This is a genomic window from Rhodopseudomonas sp., from assembly GCF_048594845.1.
In the GTDB taxonomy this organism is placed as follows: domain Bacteria; phylum Pseudomonadota; class Alphaproteobacteria; order Rhizobiales; family Xanthobacteraceae; genus Rhodopseudomonas.
Genome location: NZ_JBMDXE010000080.1, coordinates 44,139 through 67,544, shown reverse-complemented (window position 1 = coordinate 67,544; position 23,406 = coordinate 44,139). Strand labels below are relative to the sequence as shown.

The window sequence follows — 23,406 nt, the reverse complement described above, 5'->3', positions numbered from 1 at the left end:
AGCTTCGCCTCGGCCCCGGCCGCATCCATCACTGCATGCGCACCATCGGCAAGGCCGAGAAGGCGCTCGATCTGATGGTGGCGCGCGGCCTCACCCGCGAAGCGTTCGGCAAGAAGCTGGCTCATCTCGGCGGCAACATGCAGATCATCGCGCAGGCCCGCTGCGAGATCGAATCGATGCGGCTGATGGTGCTGAAGGCCGCCAAAGCGATGGACGTGCTCGGCAACAAGGAAGCGCGCGTCTGGGTCAGCATGGTCAAGGCCATGGTGCCGGAGCGCGCCTGCAAGATCATCGACCAGGCGATCCAGATGCACGGCGCCACCGGCATCTCGCAGTGGACTCCGCTGGCCGAGATGTACACCGACGTCCGCCACCTCCGCTTCGCCGACGGTCCGGACGAAGTGCATTGGATGGTCGTCGGCCGTCACGAACTGACGCTGTAAGCACGGCGGCTGGTTTAGTCATGGAAGCCCCGGCTCTGCCCAGAGCCGGGGCTTTTGATTGCGTCCTCGGCTACGTCCGTCATTGCGAGCGAAGCGAAGCACCAGCCCCGTGCACGGGATGGATTGCTTCGTCGCGGAGCCTGTACTCGGACGGCGCGAAGCGCCGATCCGGGTGCTCCTCGCAATGACGAGGAGGCACTTCAATCCTTGAACACCACCGTCTTCGAGCCGTTCATGATGACGCGGCCGTCGAGATGCCAGGTGATGGCGCGGGCGAGCACGCGGCGCTCGATCTCACGGCCCTTGCGCACCAGATCCTCCACACTGTTGTGATGACTGATGCGCTCGACGTCCTGCTCGATGATCGGGCCTTCGTCGAGATCGGGCGTGACGTAGTGCGCGGTCGCGCCGATCAGCTTGACGCCGCGGGCGAACGCCTGGTGATAAGGCCGCGCGCCCTTGAAACCCGGCAGGAACGAGTGGTGGATGTTGATGCAGCGCCCGGCCAGCTTGGCGCATAGCCCGTCCGACAGCACCTGCATGTAGCGCGCCAACACCACGAGGTCGGTGTTCGCTGCGCGGATCAGCTCCCAGACCTGCGCCTCCTGCTCCATCTTGGTCGCCTTGGTGACCGGCAGATAGTGGAACGGGATGCCGTCGAGATCGAGATGCGCGTAGGTCTCGCGCGGATGGTTGGCGATCAGGCCGACGATGTCCATGTCGATCTCGCCGGTGCGCCAGCGATACAGCAGGTCGGCGAGGCAGTGATCGAACTTCGACACCAGGATCATGACACGCTGCTTCTCTTTCAAGCTGCGCATCGTCCAAGTCAGGCCGAGATCGTTGGCGACGGCTTCGAACTCCGCCTTCAGCGCCTCGATGCTACTGCCCGGCTTCAGGATCGCGAAGCGCGTCCGCATGAAGAACAGGTTCGTCTCCGCATCGTTGAACTGATGCGCCTCGACGACGTTGCAGCCGGCATCGAACAGCGTCTTGGCAACGGCCGCGACGATGCCAGGCTGATCGCGGCATGACAGCGACAGCACGACATTGGTGTGGGGCATGGCAGACTCCATGGAAAAGGCGCGGCTGATCCGCGCCGTGTCGAACGTCAGGACAATCGAGAGGCTTCAACCTCGCTCGGGCGTCACCGCGAGGCCGTGCACGGCCGCGGATACTTCGAGCCAATGCAGCAAACCGCCGACCAGACTGCGCGCGACTGCGATCGACACGCCGCCGTCGCCGGTCGCCCAGATCGTCGCGCCGACGTGGTGGACGCTAGTGACCGCGGCGCCATCGGCTCCAAAGGCCGCGCAATCGATCTGAAATCCCTTTTCAAGCAACGACGGCAAAGCCGGGCCGGACAGATGCAATATGGCCAAGCCGTCGGATTGCTCGACCACCGAAGCGAGACCATCGAGCTGTGCGGCGAGCACCGCCGCGAAGCCGGGCCCCGACCGTTGCGACACCGCCAGCCACTTGCCCGGGCCGATACCGATGAAGGTCACACGCTCGCTGCCGACGCGTTTTGGAACGTCCTGCAAAGCGACGCCGTAATCGGCCTGCACGCGCGCGGCGAGTTCGGTCGCGCGGCCCTTACGGGCCATTACAGTGGCGATGCCCCGACGCTCGATCGGCGTCGCGACGATGCCGGCGCCGGTGCCACGCGGGGCGAGTGCCCGCCAAGGGCTCTGATAAATCAGCTCAGCCACGCAGCCGCCCTCCTTCCGGATCGACAAACACCGGCGATACGATCTCGGCCTCGTAGTCTTCGCTGCGGATCGGATCGTAGACGCGGATGCGCTCGCCGATGCGCTCCGGCCCACGCACCAACAACGCCAGTGCGATCCAATGGCCGAGCGAGGGGCTGAAAGCCGACGAGGTGATGTAGCCCTGATCGGTCTCCGGCGACGGCGTGACGCCGGGGGTGAACAGATGCGCGCCGTTGCGCAGCCGGGTCGTGCGGTCGACCGGGCGTAGGCCGATCAAAGTTGGACGCTGCGGATCGATCAGCGCCGGCCGGCCCGCCATCACCCGGCCGACGAAATCCTTCTTGGTCGACATCATCCGGCCGAGGCCGAGATCGCGCGCGACGGTCTGGCCGCTGAGTTCATTGCCGGCGGCGTGGCCCTTCTCGATGCGCATGACGCCGAGCGCCTCGGTGCCGTAGGGCACGACGCCGAGCCCCTCACCCGCCGCCATCAGCGCGCGCATCAGCGCATCGCCATAGCCGGCCGGCACCGCGATCTCATAGGCGAGTTCTCCCGAGAACGAGATGCGGAACAGCCGCGCCGGCACGCCGCCGAGCTGGTACTCGCCGCATCCCATATAGGGCAACGCCGCGTCCGACAGGTCGGCGCTGTCGCCGAACAGCTTCTGCAGCAACACACGGGCCTTTGGCCCTGCGACTGACACCTGCGCCCACTGCTCGGTGACCGACACCATCTGTACGTCGAGCTCGGGCCACAGCACCTGATGGCAGAATTCCAGATGCTGCATCACCTTCACGGCGTTCGCCGTGGTGGTCGACATCACGTAGTGATCATCGGCCAGACGCGCGGTGGTGCCGTCGTCCATCACGAAGCCGTCCTCGCGCAGCATCACGCCGTAGCGCACCTTGCCGACCGCGAGCGTCGAGAAGGTGTTGATGTAGACGCGATCGAGGAACGTGCCGACGTCGGCGCCGCACAGCGCGATCTTGCCGAGGGTCGAGACATCGCAGATGCCGACGGCGCTGCGCACGGCATTGACTTCACGCACGACGCTTTGCAGCCAGTCGGTTTCGCCAGGCTTGGCGAACCACTGCGCGCGCAGCCACTGCCCGGTCTCGACAAAGGTCGCGCCCTGCTCGATCGCCCAGTCGTGGCTGGCGGTGAGCCGCGTCGGCTTGAAATGCTTGCCGGTGCTGAGGCCACCGAACGCCGCGATCGCCACCGGCACCTGAGGCGGCCGCACCCGCGTCGTGCCGGTGGCGGCGATGTCGCGGCCGGTCAGCGCCGCCATCATCGCCAAGCCGTTGACGTTGGACGTCTTGCCCTGGTCGGTCGCCATGCCGAGCGTGGTGTAGCGCTTGAGATGCTCGACCGAGCGGAAGCCTTCGCGCGCCGAGATCGCAACGTCTTCGGCGGTGACGTCGTTCTGCAGATCGACGAACGCCTTGGTCCGCGCGCCGACGACCTGCCACAACGGTGATACTGCGAAAGCTTCGTCACTCGCCCGATAGCTCGGCGGACTGCCGCTGCTGTGACCACAGCGGCTCGCGGCTTCGACGCCCCAGCGCGCGCCATCCTCCAGCGCCTGCGCCAGCGTGAAACGGCCGGCCGCAGCGCCCGCCAGCGTCATACTCTTGGGCGCACCGGCGGCGACGAAGGCCGACAGATCGTCCCGCCACTCACCCTTGCCGCCGAGATGGGTGGCGAGCGCGATGTTCGGGTTCCAGCCACCGGACACGGTGAGCAGATCGGCCTCGAAGCTGTGTCGCTTGCCGGCCGCATCGACGATCTCGACAGAGCGAAGCCGCCGGCCGCCGATGGCATCGGTGACGCTGGCGCCGAGATGCACCGGCACATTGCCGGCCAGCGCGCGCACAGAAGCTGCGACCTCGCGGCGCGGATCGACCACCGCGGCGATGCCGACGCCGGCGCGCGTCAGATCTGCCACGCTGCGCCAGCCGTCATCGCCCGAGGTGAACACCACCGCGCGATGGCCCGGCGCCGCCGCAAAGCGATTGACATAGGTCCGCGCCGCCGAGGCCAGCATCACGCCCGGTCGATCATTGCCGCCGAACACGATCGGGCGCTCGATCGCGCCGGTGGCCAGCAGCGTCTCGCGCGGCATAATCTTCCACAGCCGCTGCCGCGGCGTGAACGCCGGTGGCACCGGCAGATGATCGGCGACGCGCTCCAGCACGCCGACCTCGTCGTCATAGATTCCGAACACGTTGGCGCGACGCAGAATGCGGACGTTGCCGAGCGAAGCCAGTTCGGCCTCCGCCTGCTCGGCCCAGTTCGCACCGGACGTGCCGTCGATCTCGCAAACTTCCGAGAGCAACCGGCCGCCGAGGCGGAAATCCTCTTCGACCAGGATCACGCGCGCGCCGGCGCGGCCGGCGGCGAGCGCCGCCGCAAGTCCCGCCGGCCCGGCGCCGACGATCAGCAGGTCGCAGAACGCCATCGCCTTCTCGTAAGCGTCCGGATCTGCCTCACCGCTGAGGCTGCCGAGACCGGCGGAGCGGCGGATCAAAGGCTCGTACAGCTTCTCCCAGAACGACGCCGGCCACATGAAGGTCTTGTAGTAGAAGCCGGCGACCAGCAGCGGCGAGCCGAGCTGGTGCACCGCGTGCAGATCGAACGCCAGCGACGGCCAGCGGTTCTGGCTGTGCGCTTCGAGGCCGTCGTACAACTCGACCGTGGTCGCCTTGGTGTTCGGCTCGCACCGCGCGCCGCTCCGCAACTCGACCAGCGCGTTGGGCTCTTCCGGTCCCGCCGTGAAGATGCCGCGCGGACGGTGATACTTGAACGAGCGACCGACCAGCCGCGTGCCATTGGCGACCAGTGCCGACGCCAGCGTGTCGCCGGCGTAACCGGTCATCCGTTTGCCGTCGAAGCTGAAGCGCAGCGGCTTGCCGCGATCGATCAGGCCGCCGCTGAGACGAGAGGACGTGCTCATCGCTGTGCCTCCCCAGCCGCGAGCGCTACCTCGTGGATCTCGTGGGTCGATGGATTGCGTGTCACCACGAGCCAGCTGCGGCATCCGGAGCCATGATACCAAAGCCCGCGATGCGGCCCGGCCGGATTGTCGCGGAGGTAGACATAGTCGAAGAACGCAGCCTCAACGGCGGCGGGCTCGCCGGCCGGATCGGGACGCTGCGGCGCCGCGTCGCCGATGTAGCTGAATTCGGAAACGTCGCGCGAACCGCAATAGGGGCAGGTGATCCTCATGGCGCCCTCAATGCAGGTTCGGTTGGGCGCCCTGGCCCTTTTCGTCGATCACCGCGCCGCGCGCGAAGCGATCGAGCCGCAACTCGGTGGCGGCCGGATGGGGCTCGTCGCGCGCGAGCAGATGCGCGAACACCATCCCGGAGCCCGGTGTCGCCTTGAAGCCCCCGTAGTTCCAGCCGGCGTTGAGATACAAGCCCTGCGTCGGCGTGCGATCGATGATCGGCGAGCCGTCCATCGACATGTCGCACAGCCCCGCCCATGTCCGCAGGATGCGGGCACGGCCGATCGCCGGCATCAGCGCCATGCCGCCCTCGCAGATGTCTTCGATGGTCGGCAGGTTGCCGCGCTGCGCGTAGCTGTTGTAGCCGTCGAGATCGCCGCCGAACACCAGGCCGCCCTTGTCCGACTGGCTGATGTAGAAATGTCCGGCGCCGAACGTGATGACCCCGGGAATGATCGGCTTCAGCCCTTCGGACACCATCGCCTGCAACACGAAGGATTCGATCGGTAGCCGCATCCCGGCCATCGCGGCGACCTTGGAGCTGCTACCCGCGACCGCGATGCCAACCTTGCCGGCAGCGATCGGTCCGCGCGTCGTTTCCACGCCGGTGACGCGGCCGTTCACGATGGTGATGCCGGTGACTTCGCAATTCTGCACGATATCGACGCCGCGATCGGACGCGCCGCGGGCGAAGCCCCAGGCGACCGCGTCGTGCCGCGCGGTGCCGCCGCGCGCCTGCAGCAGGCCGCCTTGGATCGGGAAGCGCGCCTGATCGAAGTTCAGGAACGGATACAGCTTGCGGACGGCTTCGCGGTCGAGCAGTTCGGCATCGACGCCGTGCAGCCGCATCGCGTTGCCGCGGCGGACATAGGCATCGCGCTGCGCGTCGGAGTGATACAGGTTCAACACACCGCGCTGGCTGACCATCGCGTTATAGTTGAAGTCCTGCTCCAGCCCCTCCCAGAGCTTCATCGACAGCTCGTACAGCGGGATGTTGCCGGGCAGCAGATAGTTGGAGCGGATGATGGTGGTGTTGCGGCCCATATTGCCGCCACCGATCCAGCCCTTCTCCAGCACCGCGACGTTGCGCACGCCGTAGCGGCTGGCGAGATAATACGCCGTCGACAGCCCGTGACCGCCGCCGCCGATGATCACAACGTCGTAAGCGGGCTTGGGTGCTGCATCGCGCCACGTGGGCTGCCAGCCGGCATGGCCTTTGAGCGTATTGGCGAGCAGCGAGAACAACGAATAGCGCATGAGCGATCCTTCCTCCGCACTGTGGCGCGGAGTGCAGATCCGCACTAGACTGACAGCGACATCTGCTTGCTCAGGAGCGACATTGCCTCACACGACGCCTGAACTCGGCCGGCCCACCCGCGTCGGCTTCCTGCTGATCGACGGCTTCGCGCTGATGTCGTTCGCATCGGCGGTCGAACCGCTGCGTGCCGCCAACGCGATTTCGGCAAGGCAGCTGTATCAATGGTTTCACGTCTCGATCGACGGCCAGCCGATCGGCGCGTCGAGTGGACTGTCGATCACGCCGGATTGTTCGATCCAGGACGCGCAGCCGTTCGACATCGTGCTGGTCTGCGCCGGCGGCAATCCGACCAAATTCTCCGATCGCAAGACGATGACGTGGCTGCGCGCGCTGGCGCGGCGCGGCGTCGCGATCGGCGGCATCTCCGGCGGCCCCTACATTCTTGCGCGCGCCAAGGTGCTGGACGGCTATCGCTGCACCATCCACTGGGAGCACGCACCGGCCTTCACCGAGGCATTTCCGCATCTGGACCTGACACGCAACCTGTTCGAGATCGATCGCGAACGGCTGACCTGCGGCGGCGGCGTCGCCGGGCTCGACATGATGCAGGCGCTGATCCGCCGCGATCACGGCCCTGAATTGGCATCCAAGGTCAGCGACTGGTTTCTCCAGACCAACGTTCGGCTGGGCGATTCCAGCCAGCGCCAGGCCGCGCGCGACCGCGGCCGGCTCGGCCACCCCGGCGTCGCTGCGGCGATCGAGCTGATGGAACGGCGGCTTCGCGCGCCGGCGAGCCGCAGCGACATCGCGCGCGCCGCCAAGGTTTCGCTGCGTCAGCTCGAGCGGCTGTTCGCCGCGCATCTCGGCAGCAGCATCGAGCGGCACTATCTGACGATCCGCTTGCAGCGTGCGCGGACCCTCTTACGACAAACCTCGCTGCCGGTGACGCAGGTCGGGGCCGATTGCGGCTTCGTCAGTCCGACGCATTTTTCCCGCGTCTACAAGCAGCGCTTCGGCCGCACGCCGTCAGCCGACCGCAACCTCTGAGGCGACGCCGCGGCGCATCGCCTGGTCGCGCGCGGCGAGCTGCTGCTGCGCCTCGGCCTTCTGCGCCGCCGACATGCCGCGCACCAGCTCTTCGAGCTCCGCCATCGCCAGCCCCACACCATGCCGGCTCGCCAGCGTCAGCCAGACGAACGCCTGGACTGGATCGGGCTGGGTGCCGAGCCCCTTGGCATAGCAATAGCCGAGCCGGGCCTGCGACGGATAATGCCCCCCCTCCGCAGCGCGCGCGTACCAGCGCACGGCCTCGGCGAGATCGGGTGCCACACCCATCCCCTTGGTCAGCACCACCGCGTAGTTGAACTGCCCGAGCGCGTCCCCGGTCTCGGCCGCGCGCAGGAACCACGCCGCGCCGTTCGCCGGATCGGCCGCCACGCCTTCGCCCTTGGCGTACATCGCCCCGACATTATTGGCGGCGAGCGCGTTGCCGTGCTCGGCCGAGCGTAGATAGTAGGCGAAGGCGCGCGCGACGTCACGCTCGACACCGAGACCATTGGCATAGAGCTCCCCGAGCCAGGCTTCGGCCGCGGCATCGCCCTGCTCCGCCAGCGGCTCCCAAATCGTCCTGGCGCGATCGAAATCCTTTTCCAGATAGGCGTTTTCGCCGTCCTGCACGTGCATGGGGTTTCTCCTCAGTTCTCGACAGATTTGCGACCAAACGGCATCCGCTCAGCCGTCATTGCGAGGAGCGAAGCGACGAAGCAATCCAGCGCCGTGGACTGATCCTGGATTGCTTCGCTGCGCTCGCAATGACGTTGAAACTCATCAGGATCCCTGCGACGGCATCGTGCGCCGCGTTGCCAGCAAGGACGACACTCTACGGCCGCGTGTGCTCGGCGATCTTGTACAGATACACGCAGTCGAACTCTTCCGTCTGCGGCGCGTCGCGGGCGCCAGCGGTGCCGAGATGTTCGACGAAATAGTCCTGCACGGTGCGGGCGGCGCGGTTGGTGAGGAGTTGCTTGTAGAGCCACGGATCTTCGCTGTCGCGCACGCCATGTTGGTCCATCAAGGCGCGCTTCGGCTCGTCCGCGAGCCCGACGTACCAGTTCGCGAAGGTCGGATCGAACTCCTTGATGTAGGCGAGGAATTCGTACTTCACCTGCTGCACGCTATAGACCATGGCTCAGCGCCCCAACCGCGCCTGCATCAGCGGCGCGTTCCAGTACACCGGATGCTGCGCCGAGATGCGGTCGATCAGATGCTGATTGAATTTCCACGCCGAGCGCGACACCTCCGTCGTGTCGCAGGTGGCGGGGCGGACGATCTCTTCCTGAGCCACCGCGGCGCTCGCGGCGGCGCGCTCGACCAATGCCAGCAAGCTGTCGCAAGCCGCACCAGCGCTCTGCTCGTGGGTGAATACGGAGAGCCGAAGCAGAACCTGATCGAAGCCGGTCGGCTGCAGCACGATCGCCAGCGCGGCGCGGCGCGACTTGATGATGACGAGATTCGGGAAGTGCCATTCTGCCGAAACGTAGTTGCTGGCGCCACCGCCATCCGCATGCGAGCGCGCGGTATCGACCAGCGCCGCACCGGCAAGCTTCCAGTTCGCGGCGACCTCGCGCCACTCGCCGGCGACCCGGATGGCGTTACGTTCGATCGCGCCCTCGACCGGCGGCAGTTCCGCCGTTGCGCCGCGCGCCGGATCGATATTGACGTAGATAAACGGGCCGATCCGCTTGATGCTGATCGGCAGCAGGCGCTCCGGGTTGCCGCCGAGATATTGCCCGGCCTGCGGCGTCATTTCGCCGGACAGCACTGCGCCTTCGATCACGCCGCGATCACGGCTGTGGCCGCAGGACGTGTAGGAGCATTTGGTCTTGCGGCCGGTGCGGCACTGCGCCGGCACCTGTCGGCAGCCGCCGTGCTGCGCCTTGTTGAAGCGCCCGATCAGCCCGCCGGCCGCGAGCCGCTGCACGTGGATGGCATGATTGCCGACCGTGTAGGGCAGCAGATCGCCGGTGTCGGGAATCTCGACGGCGGTGCCGACGCAGACCCAGTCGCGCGTCCACACCTTCTCGTTCTCGAGCTCCTGGAACACCAGGGAACTGTAGGCCTGCCGCGGCAGCGCGGTGGCGACGCCGAACCGCGTGCGACAGGAGGCGTAGAGATCGGAGCGCAGGAAATCCACGCCGCCGTCGACGAAACCGAGATCCGGATGTGACAACATGAGCGCCTCGCACCAGGAAGGAGGCGCCCGCCACGCGGCGGGCGCCTGGCTCGTTTACTTCCGCGCCTTGTTCATCGGCTGGTCGTAGTCGGCGCGGCCGCGATGCACGATGGCTTCGGGGCTCGGCGTCGGCAGCGGTCCGTCCTGCATGAAGCGGTTCAGCACGTTGCCGACCAGCTTCGAGATGTTGTTGTCGCCGTTGTTCCAGGGCAGCGAGCCGCAGAACGCGATCGACGAGAACGCGAACGAGGCGCCGCCGTTTGGCGTCTCGTGATAGGCGATGTCGGAGCGGACGCGCGGATGCTGGGTGCCATCGAGGCCCTGCTGATTGAAGCCGTAGTCTTCCATCACCAGCAGATAGCCCTCGGTGTGACGCCCGGCCGAGGTCGCGACCACCAGCGTGTGCGGCGGGCTGCCCAGCATGGTGTCGACGATGTCGAGCTCGGTGCCGGCCGCACCGCCGCCGACCAGGCCGAAATTGCCGAGCTTCTCGTCGTAGTCGATGCCTTCGAATGCCCACGCCACGCGGGCGTCGTTGCTCTCCGGCGTGCGCGAATAGTAGGTCGAGATGTCGAAGCCTTCCGACGACATGCCGGTGCCCGCGATGGTGTGCAGATAGCGGCCGCGGAAACGCCACATGCCGCCGAGCTCACCGGTTCCCTGATGATAGTATTCACCGGGATCGGCGCGCCAGGTGCGGATGCCGGATTCGCAGCGCCGCATCTCGGTGACCACGCCGCGGCCGCGATCGTTGTAAGCCGGGTGATAGGAGTGGACCCAGTACCAGCCGTCGGCGCCCATGTACATGAAGCGTCCGCCGCGCTGCATGTAGTTGTGCAGCGCATCGAGCTGCGGGCCGCTGTTGTGCTCCGGATGCGAGCCGGAGATGACGACGTTGTAATTCTCCAGCCGGGCGAGACCGTCATAGGTGACGTCTTCGTCGGTGATGACGTCGTACTCGTAGCCCATCTTTTCGAGCCAGTAGATCATGTGCAGATCGGCCGGATACTGCCACGGCGCCTGCGCCAGGAAGTGATCGTATTTCGGCCGGATGCTCAGGATCGGGCGCAGCCGCGACGACAAGCAAAGACCGCTGCCGTCGGTGTGCGTGTCGTAGATCGAGCCGCCATATTCGCGGTGCTCCGACAGGAACATGTTCTGCTGCTGCATGATGGGCACGCGATAGACCAGCAATTCGGCACCGCCGGCGTTGTTCGCCAAATGCTCGTTGGCATAAGCCATATAGCTGATGGTCGGCACCATGAAGGCGATCTTGGATTGCTCCTGACCGACCCGGGGCACCACCCAGAACGGGATGTAGTCCTCGTCGCCATCCTTGGAGGTCAGCTTGGCAGCGTAGAACTTGCTGCTGGTGCCTTCCGGGACCTTCCACTCGAAGCTGGTCTGCCAGCGCGCGTCGTCGATATCGTCGTCGTGGAAGTGGATGGCACCGTACTGCTCGGGCGCCGACTTCCAGTCGAACACCTGGCCCTGCCAGTTGTAGCCGGTCATCGCCCGGGTCGGGCAGTTGACGATGGTGAGATCGAACAGATACGGGCCCTTGTCCTTGCCGATAATGGTGTTGATGCCGTCGGAGAATTCCCAGGCGGCGACGATGGTCTCGGACAGCTTGCCAGTCGGGCCGGAGTTGCGGCGCTCGGACAGCCCCGGCTGCGCGCCCTGCTTCATCGTCTCGATCTCGAGCCGGGTCAGCGCCTTGCTGGAGATCCGCGGGCTGTCGATCTTGCCGTTGTAGTGGCCCTTGATCAGGATGCCAGGCGGCACCGAGGCCTTGGCGACCGGCGCGTCGGTGATGCTGCCGCAATAGCCGGCGACCACGGTCGGCGTGCCGGGCGTGTAGGCGAGCTTGGTCGACAGCTTCTTGGTGACCGGCGGGATCTCCGGGTCGAGCGCATAGACGACCTGCGGCTCGTGATACAGCACAGCCTCGCCGGTCGCGGCGTCGACGCTGGCGGCGATGAAGTGCCAGGCGTGGTCGCGCAGCGGCGCGCCGGTGGTGATCACCTGATCGTTGACACGGAATTCGACGCAGCCGTCTTCATTGATGAACAGGCCGTAGCCCTTGCCGTCCATCCACTTCGTCACCAGCCCTTGCGCACCGTGCTTCCAGTACTTCGGATGGGTCTTCGGCGTGGTCGGCCAGATCCAGCACTGCAGCGTGACGCTTTCGACCTGGAACTGCGGCTTGTCGACGATGAAGCCGTAGGAGCCCGAATAGATCTCCTGCTTGACGCCCTTGTAGGTACCGTTGCAATCCGCCTTGATCGGCTCCTCGATGAAGCCGGGACCGCGCGGGTTGGTGTCGCCGTGGATCATCTTGACGAGTTCGGCCTGATACTCGGCGGGGCCGTCGCAATTCACGAAGAACTTGATGGTGTCGCCGGGATGCACGCTGAACTTGTCGGCGTATCCGGTAATCTTCATCCAACTCATGGCAGCTTCCTCGAAGGGGGACGAACGCTTAAGCGCGCGGCATTAGGGGTCAGGTGACGGTCCAGAAATCGTCGCGGCGCTTCCAGCCTTCACGGAAGTGCTCGGGGAAGCCGTCGGTCTCGGCGAATTCGTCGAGCCGCATCACGAAGATGTCGTGCTGCGGGTCCTGCTCGTTGTCGTAGACCTTGTCGGTGACGAATTCCGGCGGCACGCCGCGGATGCCGCTGAGCCGCGCGATCCGCCATTCCTTCTCGATCTTGGTGCAGACCACGACGAGCTTGCCCTTGGCCGGCGCGGCGCGCATCCGCAGCAGCACGCGATTGAGCTGGAAGTCTTCGTGAATGCCGCCGGTCACCGTGGTGGTGTCGCCCGGCGTCGCGCATTTCAGCACGCTGTTGCCGGCGACGCCCTTCATCGAGTCGATGCACTCCTTGTGCACCTTCATCATTCGCTCGGCGTCGGCAGTGGTCTTGCGAGGAATGGGAATCATCGTAATCCTCCTGTGCGGTTGCTTGTTGGGCGATCAGATCGTCAGATACTTGTGGATCAGCGCGTCGTCGAGTTCACCGATCGCGCCGGTGGCGACGACACGGCCGTTGTCGATCATCAGAAAATCGTCGCCGAGCCGGCGCGCGACCTTGATGTGCTGCTCGGTCAGCAGCAGCGTGATGCCGAGCTGCTTGTTCAGCATCATCAGCGTCTCGCCGATCTCGTGAACGATGTTGGGCTGGATGCCTTCGGTCGGCTCGTCGAGCAGCAGCACCTTGGGATCGACCGCGAGCGCGCGGGCGATCGCGAGCTGCTGCTTCTGGCCGCCCGACAGCAGACCGGCTCGACGATCGAGATTGGCCTTGAGATACGGAAACAGCCGCAGGCAGATCTCGGGAATCTGGCCGTCGCTATCCGGCCGCGCAAAGGTGCCGAGCAGGATGTTCTCGCGCACGGTGAATTCGGAGAGGATGCCGCGCCCCTGCGGCACATAGCCGATGCCGAGCTTGGCGCGGTCGTAGGTCTGCGCGGCGCTGATATCCGCGCCGTTGATCGCGATCGCGCCGGTGGAGCGATCGGTCAGCCCCATGATGGTGCGCATCAGCGTCGTCTTGCCGACGCCGTTGCGGCCGAGCACGCAAAGGCACTTGCCTTGTTCGAGCCCGAACGAGAAACCCTTCAGGATCGGTGTCTTGCCGTAATAGGACGTGACGTTGTCCATCGCGAGCAGCATGGTCAGGCCTCCGCGTCGCCGAGATAGACTTCGCGGACGCGCGCGTTGGCCTCGATCTCCGCGATCGGCCCGTGCGCCAGCAGGCTGCCCATGTGCATCACCGTGACGACGTCGGCGATCTCGCGCACGAACCCCATGTCGTGCTCGACCACCACCAGCGTGTTGGTGGCCTTCAGGCCCTTGAAGATCTGCACGGTCTTCTCGATCTCGGCCTCGGTCATCCCGGCGACCGGCTCGTCGAGGAGCAACAGCCGCGGGTCCTGCATCAGCACCATGCCGATCTCGAGCCACTGCGTTTCGCCATGCGACAGGATGCCGGCCTCGGTGTTGAGCCGCTCGGTGAGGCCGGCCAGCGCCGCGACCTCATCGAGCTTTTGCGCGAAGCCGGACGAGCGGAAGCGGAACATGTTCTTGATCGGGCTGGTGCTCTTGCTGTACGCGACTTCGAGATTCTGCCGCACCGTGAGATCGCGAAACACTGCGGGCACCTGGAATTTGCGGCCGATACCACGGCGCGCGATCTCGTGCTCATCGAGCCCGGTGATGTCGTCGTTGCAGAACAGGATCTGCCCGGAGGTCGGCTTCTGCCGGCCGGTGATGAGATCCATCGTCGTGGTCTTGCCGGCTCCGTTCGGCCCGACCAGACAGCACAGCGTTGCCTCGACGATCTCGATGCTGAAATCGTTGATCACCTGCGTGGTGTCGAAGCTCTTGCTGAGATTCTTGATTTCGAGAAAGCTCATCGCATCCCCCTCATTCGCCGGGTTGCGGAACGAGGCGCGAGGTGGCGACGCCGTTGCCATCGTCGCGGTCGCGCCGCGCCGTGAGCCGGCCGAGCGCGCTTTCAACAAGACCGGCGAGGCCTTTCGGCAGGAACCGCACCACCAGGATGAAGAAGGCGCCGAGCACCAGCAGCCAGGTGTTGAGGAAAGTGTCGCCGAGGTAGCTCTGCGCGCCCTGGATCAGGAACGCGCCGACGATCGCGCCGAGCAGCGACAACCGGCCGCCGATTCCGGCCCAGATCACCATCGACAGGCTGAATGTGGTGTCGAATTGTGCCGGCGAGACATATTGGGTGAGCATCACCCAGCAGCAGCCTGCGACGGCGGCGATGAAGCCCGCGATGGTGTAGACCAGCGTTTCGTAGCCGGCGACGTTGTATCCGAGAAAGCGCACGCGCTCCGCGTCGCCGCGCACCGCCTGCACCACCAGGCCGAACCGGCTCAGCGTCATGAGCTTGGCGGTGACGGTCGCGACCAGCAGCAGCACCAGCACGGTCCAGTAGGCCACCGGGCTGTAGGGATCGACACTGTATTCGCCGAACTTCAGCGGCGACGGCGGCGTGATGCCGTTGGCGCCGTTGGTGTAGGGCTGCACGTCGAGGATCAGCGTGTACCAAGCACTCAGCATCGCCAGCGTCATGATGGCGAAGAACGGGCCCGACACACGGGCGCGGAACATCAGGCCACCAAAGATCGCGCAGAACAGCGTCGGCACCAGCAGCGACAGAATGATGCCGAGCGTGGTGTTGCGGAACGGCTCCCAGAACAGCGGCAGGTGATCGAGGCTGTTGTTGAGCATGAAGGGCGGCAGCGGGTTTGAGGCGTCCTGTGTCTGCATCTGCATAGTCATCGCCATGCCGTAGGCGGCGAGACCGAACGGGATGCCCTGCCCCAGATTGAGGATGCCGCCGAAGCCCCAGCACAGACTGATCGACAGCGCCAGCAGCCCGAACACGCCGTAGGTCGCGAACTGGTTCAGCAGGAAGGAGTCGCTGACCACCATCGGCACCACAGCCAGCACCGCGAAGAACACCGCGTAGGCCAGCCACTGCGCCTTGACGTTGTGATAGATGTTCATGATCGCCTCGCTGATCGCTCGAAGGGACTAACGTCGCTTGGCCGACGGTGCGAACAGGCCCTGCGGCCGAATGCGCAGGAACACCACGATCAGCACGTAGAGAACGAAGCGGGCGAAGGTATCGTTGGTGAAATAAGCGAAGATCGATTGCAACTCGCCGGTGGCACCACCGGCAATCACACTGCCGGCCAACGTGCCGCCGCCGACCACCACGACCAGGAAGGCCTGCACGACGTAGCCGGTGCCCATCGTCGGCAGCACGATGTTGAGCACGCCGAACAGCGACCCGGCGATGCCGGCGAGCCCCGCGCCGATCGCAAAGGTCAGCATGTAGATGCGGTCGGAGTTGATGCCGAACGAGGCGGCCATCTCCTTGTCCTGCATCACCGCGCGAACCTGCACGCCGAACCGGGTGCGGTAGAACAGCGCCCAAAGCGCCACCACGAGCCCGATGGTGATCGCCAGCACGACCACGCGGAAGGCGGAGATGTTGACGAAGCCGAACTGGAAATTGCTGGTGAAGATCGGCGGCACCGCTAGATATTTCGGATCGCTACCGAAAATCAGCCGCACGCCCTGCATCAACACCAGCGACACGCCAAAGGTCGCCAGCAGCGTGTCGAGCGGTCGCTTGTAGAGGTATCGGATCAGTCCGCGTTCGAGCACCAGACCGACCGCCGCAACGATCACGAAGGCGGCGGGTACGCAGAGGAAGAACGGCAGCCCGACATAGCTCTGCAGCATGTAGGAGCTGTAGGCGCCGAGCATGATGAACTCGCCATGCGCCATGTTGATGACGCCGGCAGTGCCGTAGATGATCGTCAGGCCCAGCGCCGCGATCAGCCAGATGCTGGCGATCGAGACGCCGAGGATCAGCGCGTTGATGAAGGCGTTCCAGTCGAACGAGCCAAAGAACGATCCGACGGCCATATGCGCTCCAAATCATGCCGCAGGTCGTGCGGCAGGGTTCGGCGACGGCGGCATCGCCGTTGCACGTTGTCGAAGGAGCGGCGCGGGCGGGCTGAGCCCGGCCGTCGCCGTCGTCACGAAGGTTCGATCGCTACGAACGCGTCAGATCACGCTCTTGCGTAGCTTTCCGTCCGGCCCCTTGAGGCCGTCGGCGGTGCACTTGCCGATGTCCGGGTAAATCGAATACGGATCCGGGGCGACCTGCTCCTCGGCGGCCTTGACGATCTTGAAGCTGCCGTCCGCCTGGCACTGGCCGATCTTCGGCTTCAGCCAGGTGTTGAAGTTCTGATCGTCGATCCAGATCAGCCCCTCAGGGGAGATGTTGTCCTCGACCTTCACGCCGCCGGAGTGATCGCGGATCGCCCGCGGCGTCACGCCCTCGACGCCAACCGCTGCGATGGTCTTCTCGAGCCCGGCCTTGAACACATAGGCGGAGAGATACGTCTCCTCCATGTTGTAATGCGTTGTGCCGTTTTTGCCGTATTTGCTCTTGAGGAACCCCTCGACGAACTTGTGGTTGGTCGGATTGTCCAGCGCCTGGAAGTACGGCGCGGAGAGGAAGTGGCCGGCGCCGAACTCGTTGCCCATTGCGCGGGTCTCGATCTCACCTGTGGTGAGCGAGGCGATGGGCATCGAGTCGACCTTGAAGCCTTCCTGTTTGAACTGCTTGTGGAACGCGATATCGGACGCGCCGACCACCGTCGAGAAGATGAAATTCGGCTTGGCGTCGCGGATCTTGTTCAGCACCGGGCCGAATTCGGAGCTGCCGAGCGGGATATACTCTTCGCCGAGCAGTTCGCCGCCGGCCTTTTCCAGCCAGATCTTGGCGTTCTTGTTGGACTCCTTCGGCCACACATAGTTGGAGCCGACGAAGAACACCTTCTTGCCGAACTGCTGGACCATGTAGGGGATCAGGTCCTTGGAATGCTGGTTGGCGAGCGGGCCGGTGCAGATCGTGTTCTGCGTGCATTCCGCGCCTTCGTAGCAAGTCGGGTAGTAGAGCAGATGGTCCTGCGCCATCACGGTCGGCAGGATGGCCTTACGGCTCGCCGATGTGTAGCAGCCGAAGATCGATACCACCTTGTTGCGAAGGATCAGCTCCTTGGTCTTCTCGGAGTAAACCTTGAAGTCCGATTTGGCGTCGACGATCACCGGCTCGATCGGCATGCCGGCAACGCCGCCCGCCTTGTTGATCTCGTCGATCGCGTATTGCATCACCAAGGTGGAGTCTTCCTCGGGTACGGCGAGGCCGCCGGACAGCGAGAACAGCAGGCCGACCTTGATCGGCTCACCTTTCTTGATCCATGACTGGGCGCCCCACGCCTGGTCGATGGTCCGTACGAAGGTGTAGGGAGCGGCGATGGCGGCACCCGCCCCGAGCGCCGTAGTTTTCAGAAAAGACCGCCGACTAGTTCGCATTCGATCGCCTCCAGGAGGTGTTTTCTCACCACGAAATCTAGTTTCCGGACGATATCGAGCGGCGACTTATTCTCAAGAGTAAACTTATTGCACTGTGAGTCACAGCTTTCGGCGATTAGCGATGAAAGCCGCGCCACCTGTTTTGTGGTTCGCCGGGATGCTTCAACCTCTGCGTAGTTGATCAGCAGGGAACTGATAGCTGGGAAGGCAGTGACGCACTGCGCTTGTGCAAATCACCGACGGTGATCATTCGCGCGAACGTCGGCGTTCCGTCACCGATGCAAACACGATGTGTCCGAGATTCCGATAAAGCTGTCGCGAGGGTGCACGGAAAATCGTCGCCTGCCGGCCCCACAACTCGCGATTGATCAGTTGAAACCGTGCGGGCCTGCGGCATATTGATGAACGAACAGCCTCATTTCATAAGGAATTCCCGAGCAATGAAGAAGACCGAAGCCAAGCCGGGCGAGCCGGGCCGCGGCTCTCCCGACTATCGCACCGGGTCGAACGCGCCGCAGGACGGCGAGCGCAGCCTCGAGCGTGCACTCGGCGCCAAGATCCGCGCGATCCGCCGCGAGCGGGATCTGTCGGTCTCGGACCTCTCCAGCGCCTCGAAGATCTCCGCCGGCATGTTGTCAAAAATCGAAAACGGCCAGATTTCGCCGTCTTTATCGACGCTGCAGTCGATCGCCGGTGCCCTCAATGTGCCGCTCAGCCTGCTGTTCGCCGCCTCCGAGCAACGTCGGGACTGTTCCTTTGTCCGCGCCAAGCAGGGCGTGACGATTGAACGTCGCGGCTCGAAGGCCGGACATCTGTATCAGCTGCTCGGCCATGTGATCGGCGGCGAGGTCGTGGTCGAGCCGTATCTGATCACGCTGCAGTCCGGCGCCACCACCTACACCGCCTTTCAGCACGCCGGAATGGAGTTCATCTACATGCTTACCGGCGAAGTGATCTATCGCCACGGCGACAACTCCTATCGGCTGCGTCCCGGTGACTCGATGCTGTTCGATTCCGGCGCGCTGCACGGCCCGGAGACGCTGGTGAAGCTGCCGATGACCTACTTGTCGATCATCGTCTATCCGCGCAGCTGATCGTTGAAGCCGGCGCGCTCTCACAGCCGCGCGCCGGTTTTGTCTGAAGGCAGGCTGCCGGAGCGCCGCTCCCCAGTGGCTCGGAACCGGATGCCACCGCCACCAATTCGGGCGGACTGGCTAATTTCTTGTCAGGAAACTTACGTTCCCCATAGTTGACGGGACGATTTGTCCGTGGATATGCTGGCTCCAACAACGGAGTCATCGCATGTGCGGAATCGTAGGACTTTTCCTCAAGAACAAGGCGCTCGAGCCGCAACTCGGCGCGATGCTGTCGAAAATGCTGGTGACGATGTCGGCACGCGGCCCGGACAGCGCCGGCGTTGCAGTGTACGGCGCCGGCAGCGCCGATGAGGTCAAGCTGACGATCCGCGCTGAAGATGCCGGCGCAACCGAAGTTCTCGCGCAGCAATTTTCGGCAGCCCTCGGCGGCCCGGTGGACATGACGATCCGCGCCAATCACATCGTGGCGCGGCTGCCGCGCGACGCCGAGGCGAAGGCGCTGCAATGGGTCAAGGCGAACGCTGGCCAGGTGCAACTCGTCAGCGTCGGCACCCACATGGAGATCTACAAGGACGTCGGCCTGCCCGAACACGTGGTCAATGAGTTCGCGCTGCCGGCCATGAGCGGCAGCCACGGCATCGGTCATACCCGCATGGCGACGGAATCTGCGGTGACCATCAACGGTGCGCATCCGTTCTCGACCGGCGAGGATCAATGCCTGGTGCACAATGGCTCGCTGTCCAACCACAACAGCATCCGCCGCACGCTGGTGCGCGAAGGCATGAGCTTTTCGACGCAGAACGACTCGGAAGTCGCTGCCGGCTATCTGACGTGGCGGATGAACCAGGGCGATACCCTGAAACAGTCGCTGACATCGAGCCTCAACGATCTCGACGGCTTCTTCACTTTCGTGGTGGGCACGCGCGACGGCTTCGCGGTGCTGCGCGATCCGATCTCCTGAAATCCCGCCATCATGGCGGAGTCCGACGACTACGTCGCGTTCGGCTCGGAGTATCGCGCGCTGTCGGTGCTGCCCGCGATCGAGAAAGCCCGCGTGTTCGAGCCCGAACCCGCCACCGTCTATGCCTGGGAACGTTCGTAATGCCGACCTGTGATCTCGCCGTCAGCTCCGTCCGCGAGCTGAATGAAGCGCTCCATCGCCTCACGCCCGACACCAACCAGACCGCGTGGGAAATCGACAACCCACAAGGCAAGCACGCCATCGGCGCCGGCATCAACGTTCCGATCGAAATCGATATCAAGGGGCATGTCGGCTACTACTGCGCCGGCATGAACAAATTCGCCAGCGTGCGGATTCACGGCAATGCCGGCACCGGCGTCGCCGAAAACATGATGTCCGGCACCGTGCATGTGATGGGAGACGCCAGCCAGTCCGCCGGCGCCACAGGTCGCGGCGGACTGCTGATCATCGACGGCGACGCTTCGGCGCGCTGCGGCATTTCGATGAAGGGCATCGACATCCTGGTGAAAGGCTCGATCGGCTCGATGAGCGCCTTCATGGCGCAGGCCGGAAACCTCGTGGTGCTCGGCGACGCCGGCGAGGCGCTCGGCGACTCGATCTACGAGGCCACCATCTTCGTCCGCGGCCAGGTGAAGAGCCTCGGTGCCGACTGCATCGAGAAGCCGATGACCGACGAGGACCGCGAGCGGCTCGGCGCGCTCCTCGGCCGCGCCGGCCTCGACGACACCAAGGTCGACGACTTCCGGATGTATGGCTCCGCGCGCACGCTCTACCACTTCCACGTCGACAACGCCGCTTCCTACTGACGGGATTTCCTATGTCTGCAGCACCTCCACGTACGACCCCGCGGGTTTCGGCGACGTTCGATCCCTACACCATCTCCGAGATCCAGCGCGCCGCGGCGACCGGCATCTACGATATCCGTGGCGGCGGATCGAAGCGGCGGCTGCCGCATTTCGACGATCTGCTGTTTCTCGGCGCATCGATGTCGCGCTATCCGCTGGAGGGCTATCGCGAGAAGTGCGGCACCGGCGTCGTGCTCGGCAGCCGCTTCGCCAAGAAGCCGATCGAGCTGAAGATCCCGGTGACGATCGCCGGCATGAGCTTCGGCTCGCTGTCCGGCGCCGCCAAGGAAGCGCTCGGCCGCGGCGCGACGCTGGCCGGCACCAGCACCACCACCGGCGACGGCGGCATGACCGAGGAGGAGCGCGGCCACTCCAAGACGCTGATCTATCAGTACCTGCCGTCGCGCTACGGCATGAACCCGGACGATCTGCGCCGCGCCGATGCGATCGAGATCGTGATCGGCCAAGGCGCCAAGCCGGGCGGCGGCGGCATGCTGCTCGGCCAGAAGATTTCCGAACGCGTCGGCCACATGCGCACGCTGCCGGCCGGCATCGATCAGCGCTCGGCCTCGCGCCATCCCGACTGGACCGGCCCCGACGACCTCGAAATCAAGATCGAAGAGCTGCGCGAAATCACCGATTGGGAGAAGCCGATCTACGTGAAGGTCGGCGCCTCACGGCCGTATTACGACACGGCGCTGGCGGTGAAGTCCGGCGCAGACGTTATCGTCATCGACGGCATGCAGGGCGGTACCGCGGCGACGCAGGAAGTCTTCATCGAGAACGTCGGCATCCCGACGCTGGCGGCGATCCGCCCCGCAGTCCAGGCGCTGCAGGACCTCGGCATGCACCGCAAGGTGCAGTTGATCATCTCCGGCGGCATCCGCAACGGCGCCGATATCGCCAAGGCGCTTGCACTCGGCGCCGACGCTGTGGCGATCGGCACCGCCGCGCTGATCGCGCTCGGCGACAACAGTCCGGCGCTGGAGAAAGACTACGAAGCGCTCGGCACCCATGCGGGCGCGTATGACGACTGGCACGAAGGCCGCGACCCGGCCGGCATCACCACGCAGGATCCGGAGCTGGCGCGCCGGCTCGATCCGATCCTCGCCGGCCGCCGCCTCGCCAACTATCTTTCGGTTCTGACGCTCGAGGCGCAGACGATCGCGCGCGCCTGCGGCAAGAGCCATGTTCATAATCTCGAGCCCGAAGACCTCGTCGCCCTGACGGTCGAAGCGGCTGCGATCGCACGCGTGCCGCTGGTCGGCACCGACTGGATTCCCGGACAACGTTACTGACGAAGCCTCACAGCCCAGGATCAAGAGGACTCCATGACCGTCGATCTCGTAGCGGCCGCCAAAGAGAAGAACATCAAGTACTTTCTGATATCCTTCACGGACCTGCTCGGCACCCAGCGTTCCAAATTAGTGCCGGCAGAAGCGATCGCCACGATGGCCAAGAACGGCGCAGGCTTCGCCGGCTTCGCGACCTGGCTGGACATGACCCCGGCCGATCCCGACCTGTTCGCGATCCCGGACCCCGACAGCCTGATCCAATTGCCGTGGAAACCGGAAGTCGGCTGGCTCGCTGCTGATCTCTGGATGAACGGCAAGCCGGTCGACCAGGCGCCGCGCAACCTGCTGAAGAAACTTAAGGCAAAGGCCGCCGAGAAAGGGCTTCAGCTCAAGAGCGGCGTCGAATGTGAGTTCTTCCTGATCGCCGCCGACGGCCAGAGCATCAAGGACGGCGCCGATCGCCAGCCCAAGCCCTGCTACGATCAATCCGCGCTGATGCGTCGCTTCGACGTGGTCCGCGAGATCAGCGACGGCATGCTGGCGCTCGGCTGGAAGCCCTATCAGACCGACCACGAGGACGCCAACGGCCAGTTCGAGATGAACTGGGACTACGACGACGCGCTGGTGACCGCCGACCGCCACGCCTTCTTCAAATACATGGTGAAGTCGATCGCCGAGAAGCACGACATGCGGGCGACCTTCATGCCCAAGCCCTTCACCAACCTCACCGGCAACGGCTGCCACGTCCACGTGTCGCTGTGGAAGGACGGCAAGAACGCCTTCGAGGACGAGGGCGGCGAACTCGGCGTTTCGTCGCTCGGCTATTACTTCATCGGCGGCATCATCCACTCGGCCGACGCGCTCGCCTCGATCCTCAACCCCACCGTCAATTCCTACAAGCGCATCAACGCGCCGCGCACCACCTCCGGCGCGACCTGGTCGCCCAACACGGTGACGTATTCGGGCAATAACCGAACCCACATGATCCGCATTCCGGAAGCGGGACGGTTCGAACTGCGGCTGGCCGACGGTGCCGCCAATCCCTACGCGATGCAGGCCGCGATCCTCGCCGCCGGCCTCGACGGCATCGAGCGCCAGCGCGATCCCGGCAAGCGGCTCGACATCAACATGTATCAGGACGGCCACAAGATCGCCGACGCCAAGCGGCTGCCTCTGAACCTGCTCGACGCGCTGCGCGCGCTGGAAGCCTCCGAACTGCTGAAGGACAGTCTCGGCGAATACGTTCCGGCCTATCTGAAGCTGAAGCACCAGGAATGGAACGACTTCTCGCGCCACCTGACCGACTGGGAACGCGACATGACGCTGGATTGCTGAGGGCGATCCACGGATCCGCAACGCAGAATGGCCGGGCTCACGCCGGCCATTTTC

Annotated in this window: 23 protein-coding genes; 8 read left to right on the top strand and 15 right to left on the bottom strand. The window is 64.9% G+C overall.

The features are described from left to right. Positions 1-443: acyl-CoA dehydrogenase family protein (locus ACOJTD_RS04795; RefSeq protein WP_420131787.1), on the top strand; the 443-nt coding region annotated here is incomplete at its 5' end. Between the two features lie 200 nt (positions 444-643). Here ACOJTD_RS04795 and purU read toward each other — a convergent pair. From purU to ACOJTD_RS04770, 5 genes are all read right to left on the bottom strand, one after another. After that, the gene (gene purU / locus ACOJTD_RS04790; RefSeq protein ID WP_420131786.1) at positions 644-1,507 is read right to left on the bottom strand and encodes a formyltetrahydrofolate deformylase; all 864 of its coding nucleotides are present in this window, start codon (positions 1,505-1,507) and stop codon (positions 644-646) included. A gap of 66 nt (positions 1,508-1,573) precedes the next feature. Next, a complete protein-coding gene (locus tag ACOJTD_RS04785) occupies positions 1,574-2,155 on the bottom strand; it encodes a sarcosine oxidase subunit gamma (RefSeq protein WP_420131785.1) in 582 nt (193 codons plus the stop codon). Further along, positions 2,148-5,111, bottom strand: coding sequence for a sarcosine oxidase subunit alpha family protein (locus tag ACOJTD_RS04780; RefSeq protein WP_420131784.1), 2,964 nt, complete (start codon positions 5,109-5,111; stop codon positions 2,148-2,150). The genes ACOJTD_RS04785 and ACOJTD_RS04780 overlap by 8 nt, the downstream gene beginning before the upstream one ends. Continuing rightward, entirely contained in the window at positions 5,108-5,383 is a 276-nt protein-coding gene (locus ACOJTD_RS04775) for a sarcosine oxidase subunit delta (protein ID WP_420131783.1), read from the bottom strand. Before ACOJTD_RS04775 ends, ACOJTD_RS04780 begins: the two co-directional genes overlap by 4 nt. 7 nt (positions 5,384-5,390) lie before the next feature. After that, a complete protein-coding gene (locus tag ACOJTD_RS04770) occupies positions 5,391-6,641 on the bottom strand; it encodes a sarcosine oxidase subunit beta family protein (RefSeq protein ID WP_420131782.1) in 1,251 nt (416 codons plus the stop codon). 82 nt (positions 6,642-6,723) lie between these two features. Between ACOJTD_RS04770 and ACOJTD_RS04765 the strand changes: the two genes are divergently transcribed. Beyond that, positions 6,724-7,689, top strand: coding sequence for a GlxA family transcriptional regulator (locus ACOJTD_RS04765; RefSeq protein WP_420131781.1), 966 nt, complete (start codon positions 6,724-6,726; stop codon positions 7,687-7,689). Here the strand turns inward: ACOJTD_RS04765 and ACOJTD_RS04760 are convergent. The 10 genes from ACOJTD_RS04760 to ACOJTD_RS04715 all read right to left on the bottom strand — a co-directional run bounded on the left by ACOJTD_RS04760 (position 7,669) and on the right by ACOJTD_RS04715 (position 17,798). Continuing rightward, a complete protein-coding gene (locus tag ACOJTD_RS04760) occupies positions 7,669-8,325 on the bottom strand; it encodes a tetratricopeptide repeat protein (RefSeq protein WP_420131780.1) in 657 nt (218 codons plus the stop codon). The genes ACOJTD_RS04765 and ACOJTD_RS04760 overlap by 21 nt on opposite strands. A gap of 196 nt (positions 8,326-8,521) precedes the next feature. Continuing rightward, positions 8,522-8,827, bottom strand: a complete 306-nt coding sequence (locus ACOJTD_RS04755; RefSeq protein ID WP_420131779.1) for a hypothetical protein — start codon at positions 8,825-8,827, stop codon at positions 8,522-8,524. 3 nt (positions 8,828-8,830) lie between these two features. Beyond that, positions 8,831-9,874: a hypothetical protein gene (locus tag ACOJTD_RS04750; RefSeq protein ID WP_420131778.1), complete on the bottom strand. Its 1,044-nt coding sequence runs from the start codon at positions 9,872-9,874 to the stop codon at positions 8,831-8,833. 54 nt (positions 9,875-9,928) lie between these two features. After that, on the bottom strand, positions 9,929-12,328 hold the full coding sequence (locus tag ACOJTD_RS04745; protein ID WP_420131777.1) for a N,N-dimethylformamidase beta subunit family domain-containing protein: 2,400 nt from the start codon (positions 12,326-12,328) through the stop codon (positions 9,929-9,931). A gap of 49 nt (positions 12,329-12,377) precedes the next feature. Next, positions 12,378-12,818 (bottom strand): N,N-dimethylformamidase, small subunit, encoded by a 441-nt coding sequence (locus tag ACOJTD_RS04740; protein WP_420131776.1) that lies wholly within the window; start codon positions 12,816-12,818, stop codon positions 12,378-12,380. Between the two features lie 33 nt (positions 12,819-12,851). Further along, positions 12,852-13,550, bottom strand: a complete 699-nt coding sequence (gene urtE / locus ACOJTD_RS04735) for an urea ABC transporter ATP-binding subunit UrtE (protein ID WP_420131775.1) — start codon at positions 13,548-13,550, stop codon at positions 12,852-12,854. Positions 13,551-13,552: 2 nt separating this feature from the next. Further along, the gene (urtD, locus tag ACOJTD_RS04730; protein WP_420131774.1) at positions 13,553-14,293 is read right to left on the bottom strand and encodes an urea ABC transporter ATP-binding protein UrtD; all 741 of its coding nucleotides are present in this window, start codon (positions 14,291-14,293) and stop codon (positions 13,553-13,555) included. 10 nt (positions 14,294-14,303) lie between these two features. Next, positions 14,304-15,410: an urea ABC transporter permease subunit UrtC gene (urtC, locus tag ACOJTD_RS04725; protein ID WP_420131773.1), complete on the bottom strand. Its 1,107-nt coding sequence runs from the start codon at positions 15,408-15,410 to the stop codon at positions 14,304-14,306. Between the two features lie 27 nt (positions 15,411-15,437). Next, positions 15,438-16,340, bottom strand: a complete 903-nt coding sequence (urtB, locus tag ACOJTD_RS04720; protein ID WP_420131772.1) for an urea ABC transporter permease subunit UrtB — start codon at positions 16,338-16,340, stop codon at positions 15,438-15,440. Positions 16,341-16,481: 141 nt separating this feature from the next. Further along, on the bottom strand, positions 16,482-17,798 hold the full coding sequence (locus ACOJTD_RS04715; protein WP_420131771.1) for a transporter substrate-binding domain-containing protein: 1,317 nt from the start codon (positions 17,796-17,798) through the stop codon (positions 16,482-16,484). A 440-nt stretch (positions 17,799-18,238) separates the two neighbouring features. On the opposite strand from ACOJTD_RS04715, the gene ACOJTD_RS04710 reads away from it, so the two are divergent. The 6 genes from ACOJTD_RS04710 (at position 18,239) to glnT (ending at position 23,352) form a co-directional block, all read left to right on the top strand. Further along, positions 18,239-18,892, top strand: a complete 654-nt coding sequence (locus tag ACOJTD_RS04710) for a helix-turn-helix domain-containing protein (protein WP_420131770.1) — start codon at positions 18,239-18,241, stop codon at positions 18,890-18,892. A 208-nt stretch (positions 18,893-19,100) separates the two neighbouring features. After that, positions 19,101-19,856, top strand: coding sequence for a glutamine amidotransferase (locus tag ACOJTD_RS04705; RefSeq protein ID WP_420131769.1), 756 nt, complete (start codon positions 19,101-19,103; stop codon positions 19,854-19,856). A gap of 12 nt (positions 19,857-19,868) precedes the next feature. Beyond that, complete coding sequence (locus ACOJTD_RS04700; protein ID WP_420131768.1) at positions 19,869-19,997, top strand: hypothetical protein; 129 nt, start codon at positions 19,869-19,871, stop codon at positions 19,995-19,997. Further along, positions 19,997-20,683, top strand: a complete 687-nt coding sequence (locus ACOJTD_RS04695; protein WP_420131767.1) for a protein glxC — start codon at positions 19,997-19,999, stop codon at positions 20,681-20,683. Before ACOJTD_RS04700 ends, ACOJTD_RS04695 begins: the two co-directional genes overlap by 1 nt. A gap of 11 nt (positions 20,684-20,694) precedes the next feature. Further along, a complete protein-coding gene (locus ACOJTD_RS04690; protein ID WP_420131766.1) occupies positions 20,695-22,020 on the top strand; it encodes an FMN-binding glutamate synthase family protein in 1,326 nt (441 codons plus the stop codon). A 33-nt stretch (positions 22,021-22,053) separates the two neighbouring features. Continuing rightward, positions 22,054-23,352, top strand: coding sequence for a type III glutamate--ammonia ligase (gene glnT / locus ACOJTD_RS04685; RefSeq protein ID WP_420131765.1), 1,299 nt, complete (start codon positions 22,054-22,056; stop codon positions 23,350-23,352). The last annotated feature ends 54 nt before the right edge of the window (positions 23,353-23,406 follow it).

What these genes read in the sequence shown, in the direction of transcription:
- ACOJTD_RS04770 (WP_420131782.1), bottom strand. Translation starts at nt 6,641, where the DNA reads ATGCGCTATTCGTTGTTCTCGCTGCTCGCCAATACGCTCAAAGGCCAT.
- glnT (WP_420131765.1), top strand. Translation starts at nt 22,054, where the DNA reads ATGACCGTCGATCTCGTAGCGGCCGCCAAAGAGAAGAACATCAAGTAC.
- ACOJTD_RS04710 (WP_420131770.1), top strand. Translation starts at nt 18,239, where the DNA reads ATGAAGAAGACCGAAGCCAAGCCGGGCGAGCCGGGCCGCGGCTCTCCC.
- ACOJTD_RS04760 (WP_420131780.1), bottom strand. Translation starts at nt 8,325, where the DNA reads ATGCACGTGCAGGACGGCGAAAACGCCTATCTGGAAAAGGATTTCGAT.
- ACOJTD_RS04705 (WP_420131769.1), top strand. Translation starts at nt 19,101, where the DNA reads ATGTGCGGAATCGTAGGACTTTTCCTCAAGAACAAGGCGCTCGAGCCG.
- urtC (WP_420131773.1), bottom strand. Translation starts at nt 15,410, where the DNA reads ATGAACATCTATCACAACGTCAAGGCGCAGTGGCTGGCCTACGCGGTG.
- ACOJTD_RS04775 (WP_420131783.1), bottom strand. Translation starts at nt 5,383, where the DNA reads ATGAGGATCACCTGCCCCTATTGCGGTTCGCGCGACGTTTCCGAATTC.
- ACOJTD_RS04740 (WP_420131776.1), bottom strand. Translation starts at nt 12,818, where the DNA reads ATGATTCCCATTCCTCGCAAGACCACTGCCGACGCCGAGCGAATGATG.
- urtB (WP_420131772.1), bottom strand. Translation starts at nt 16,340, where the DNA reads ATGGCCGTCGGATCGTTCTTTGGCTCGTTCGACTGGAACGCCTTCATC.
- ACOJTD_RS04715 (WP_420131771.1), bottom strand. Translation starts at nt 17,798, where the DNA reads ATGCGAACTAGTCGGCGGTCTTTTCTGAAAACTACGGCGCTCGGGGCG.
- urtD (WP_420131774.1), bottom strand. Translation starts at nt 14,293, where the DNA reads ATGAGCTTTCTCGAAATCAAGAATCTCAGCAAGAGCTTCGACACCACG.
- purU (WP_420131786.1), bottom strand. Translation starts at nt 1,507, where the DNA reads ATGCCCCACACCAATGTCGTGCTGTCGCTGTCATGCCGCGATCAGCCT.
- urtE (WP_420131775.1), bottom strand. Translation starts at nt 13,550, where the DNA reads ATGCTGCTCGCGATGGACAACGTCACGTCCTATTACGGCAAGACACCG.
- ACOJTD_RS04755 (WP_420131779.1), bottom strand. Translation starts at nt 8,827, where the DNA reads ATGGTCTATAGCGTGCAGCAGGTGAAGTACGAATTCCTCGCCTACATC.
- ACOJTD_RS04700 (WP_420131768.1), top strand. Translation starts at nt 19,869, where the DNA reads ATGGCGGAGTCCGACGACTACGTCGCGTTCGGCTCGGAGTATCGCGCG.
- ACOJTD_RS04780 (WP_420131784.1), bottom strand. Translation starts at nt 5,111, where the DNA reads ATGAGCACGTCCTCTCGTCTCAGCGGCGGCCTGATCGATCGCGGCAAG.
- ACOJTD_RS04745 (WP_420131777.1), bottom strand. Translation starts at nt 12,328, where the DNA reads ATGAGTTGGATGAAGATTACCGGATACGCCGACAAGTTCAGCGTGCAT.
- ACOJTD_RS04695 (WP_420131767.1), top strand. Translation starts at nt 19,997, where the DNA reads ATGCCGACCTGTGATCTCGCCGTCAGCTCCGTCCGCGAGCTGAATGAA.
- ACOJTD_RS04750 (WP_420131778.1), bottom strand. Translation starts at nt 9,874, where the DNA reads ATGTTGTCACATCCGGATCTCGGTTTCGTCGACGGCGGCGTGGATTTC.
- ACOJTD_RS04690 (WP_420131766.1), top strand. Translation starts at nt 20,695, where the DNA reads ATGTCTGCAGCACCTCCACGTACGACCCCGCGGGTTTCGGCGACGTTC.